Origin of the sequence: Anaerobiospirillum sp. NML120511, from assembly GCF_023050955.1 — a bacterium.
Taxonomy (GTDB): domain Bacteria; phylum Pseudomonadota; class Gammaproteobacteria; order Enterobacterales; family Succinivibrionaceae; genus Anaerobiospirillum.
In genome coordinates this window covers 1-2232 of sequence record NZ_JALKIK010000096.1, presented here as the reverse complement: position 1 = coordinate 2232, position 2232 = coordinate 1, and the positions used below count along the sequence as shown (strand labels likewise).

Below are 2232 nucleotides of genomic sequence, written 5' to 3'. Positions count from 1 at the left end.
GCCTCAAGCAGCTGATTAATAGAATCTTTGTTTAAAGTGACCTGAATCTGGTTTGCCATAAGGTTCCTCCGTTCAGGTCATTATACTTAAGAAATACAAATCATTTTAATTACCTACAGTTCCTTAACAGGCAAAAATAAAGGCGTCCCGGGACGCCATCATAAGGACATGACTGCCTCTGGCAGCATGCCGCACACTTACGCCTCAGGTCCTCACAAAAGACCTGGACGTGCCAAAATCAGGAATACCGTCCTTTAAGACAGCTCCTGCCTGTTTAATCTGTAACCCATTGTCAGGGTCTGACAGCACCACCATGCACCGGGACACAGTCCAGGGCACAGGGTTATACTTGGTGCCATTACTGACCGTCCCCGTAACAGTCCGTCAGGCAGCATGAGCTGCCGGGCAACAGTTGCAGGAGCGGGCGCTGTTAAGGCCATCAGATAAGCATACCGGCTTTATGGGCTGCACTGTGACACAGGTCTAAGCACAGGCCCGTCGACCTCACAGTCAGGTCAGGGCCATTAAGTTAAGGCATCAAGTTGCAAAAAAATATCACTGTTATTTTAGGGCAAAAGCCCCTCAAGGTGCCGCCCTTTTTTTGGATTTATTTCCTTAAAACTTATTGACATGCCGCTGAGGGCCGCCGTTATGGCCGCTGTGACCTCTGATTTTTACAGGATGGAACATGTACTCACTGGATATCTTCTGCGATGTCATCGACAACTATGGCGATGCCGGCGTATGCCTGCACCTTGCCCGCACCTTAAGCTCCTCCTGTAAGGTGCGTCTGTTCTGCAACAACATGCAGGTGCTTGGCACTCTGGTTACCGACTCTGATCGTGACAGCTCCACCCTGAGCCTTGTCAGCTGGGAAAATACCCCTCAAAGCTATGATCCGGCCGATGCCGTCATAAGTGCCTTTAACTGCCGCTTTGACAGCACAGTGCTCAGCGCTCTGCAGAAGCACCGCTCCAGCCTGATTATCAATCTTGACTATCTCAGTGCCGAAAGCTGGGTCGAAGACTGCCACAAAATCCCGTCCTTTGTTGACGGCCTTGAGGTCTATTACTACTTCCCGGGCTTTACCGCCCGCACCGGCGGCCTCAATATTGACAGCACCTTCAGAGCTCAGTGCCTGCAGCGCCTGCAAAACGCACCACTGACCAGCAGCAGCTCGCCATGCCCATCCCAGTCCGGGCAGCAGCTGCAGCCTCCGCAGCTCAGGCAGCAGATGCAGCAGCCGCAGTCCCAGGCTGCGCTCTGGCCGTCGGACGCAAATGAGATCGCCCGCACCATTACCCTCTTTGGCTATGAAAACGATGCTGTGGGAGCTTTTATCGATGCCTGCGGCCGCAGCCGCCGTCGCACTGAGATAACTGTCTTTGCCGGCCTTGCTCAGGACAATCTCAGACGACTGTACGGACAGAACTTTGCCCCTGGAACCATCACAGCTGTTAACGACAGGGTCAGCATAACCTGCTCACCTATGGTTACTCACGAGCACTATGACCAGATCCTGCTCAACCACGACTTTAATCTGGTCCGAGGCGAGGACAGCATAGTGCGCGCCATGCATACGGGCATACCATTTCTGTGGCATATCTACCCTCAGGATGAACAGGCCCATATCACCAAGCTAAAATCCTTCCTTGAGCGCATGGAGCAGATAAACCTTGAGATTGCCGGTACTTTTTCCCACAGGGACACCAGACCAGGCGAGCTCCATTCAGCTCAGAGTACAGGCTGTCCTGACAGTCCCCTTGAGCACAGCCCTGCCTGCGCCATGAACAGATCAGCCTTTGTATCCGTCAGCAAAGAGGAGGTGCGCAAGGGCATGGAGCTGATAAGCTCAACCATGCTGGCCTACAATGGTGGCGCCCCATGGGATGACAGTTTTGACCTGGACGGCTTTATTGCCTGCACAGCTCCTCTTTACCATAACTTTGCGCTTTACCTGTGCTCACAGCGCAGCCTTACCGAAACACTGATGGACTTCATTAACGAAAAACTGGCCAGCAGATAATACGTGGCCTGACCTGTACGCCCTGCATTCAAAAAGGCTGTATTTATGCCTTTTGTATGAGTTTCCCACAAGCTCCATAGCCCCTTAAAATGGCTGCACCTGGCATCCAACTGTGCTGCGTACTTTGACCGGCCGGACAGCGGGCCTTATGTAAGGTCAGCAGCTCCCGGGGCGGGTGGCGGCGGGGCTGATGAGCGGGACATGCG

Annotated in this window: 1 protein-coding gene; it reads left to right on the top strand. The window is 53.4% G+C overall.

What is annotated here, in order from left to right; genetic code table 11:
• Window positions 1-688: 688 nt before the first annotated feature.
• Complete coding sequence (gene earP / locus MXE39_RS12780; RefSeq protein ID WP_246979077.1) at window positions 689-2026, top strand: elongation factor P maturation arginine rhamnosyltransferase EarP; 1338 nt, start codon at window positions 689-691, stop codon at window positions 2024-2026.
• Window positions 2027-2232 lie beyond the last annotated feature (206 nt).